This window comes from Porphyromonas uenonis 60-3 (genome assembly GCF_000174775.1).
Taxonomy (GTDB): domain Bacteria; phylum Bacteroidota; class Bacteroidia; order Bacteroidales; family Porphyromonadaceae; genus Porphyromonas; species Porphyromonas uenonis_A.
Window position 1 is genome coordinate 1 of sequence record NZ_ACLR01000071.1, and the last position, 522, is coordinate 522.

Here is a 522-nt window from a genome sequence, read left to right on the forward strand (position 1 = left end):
ACACAGACTTGCAAGAGGAAAAGTACTATAATCGTCTCATCTCAACAAACACCTCTCAGGTGCTGACGGTTGATTCTATCTCTTGTGACTTTAATACTTACCCCTATGAGGCTGTGGTCTATGGCACACAGACCATCTACCGCAAGAGTAATGTCACAGAGCGGTCTCTTGTAACCGCCTGCTCATTACTCAACACGGTACGCAGTGATCGCAATCCGCAGGGCTTCCTAATCACTAAATTTAGAGTAATCAATAATGAAACAAGACGTACCACCCCTCGATAGTGTAGGCACTTCATCTACACAGAACAAGGTCGGCTGGGTAAAAAAACAGACTGACCGACTCAAAGCGTGGTGTGATAAGCTCACACCCGAAGAGCGTAAGAGACTAACTTTTATCTCTATGGGTGTCTACCTAGCCGTTTTTCTTCTAGTAATTACAATTAGCATCTTCAAATAATATGGATACTAACAAGACTGCTCCCGACAAAGCCAAGCTCAAGCAGTGGCTTGTAATGGGACT

Annotated in this window: 1 protein-coding gene and 1 pseudogene; both read left to right on the forward strand. The window is 44.3% G+C overall.

What is annotated here, in order from left to right; translation table 11 throughout:
• Positions 1-284, forward strand: a pseudogene (locus PORUE0001_RS02200) (conjugative transposon protein TraK); the annotation flags it as partial.
• Entirely contained in the window at positions 256-459 is a 204-nt protein-coding gene (locus PORUE0001_RS10545) for a hypothetical protein (RefSeq protein WP_007364510.1), read from the forward strand. The pseudogene PORUE0001_RS02200 and the gene PORUE0001_RS10545, both read left to right, overlap by 29 nt.
• Positions 460-522 lie beyond the last annotated feature (63 nt).

What these genes read in the sequence shown, in the direction of transcription:
- PORUE0001_RS10545 (WP_007364510.1), top strand. Translation starts at nt 256, where the DNA reads ATGAAACAAGACGTACCACCCCTCGATAGTGTAGGCACTTCATCTACA.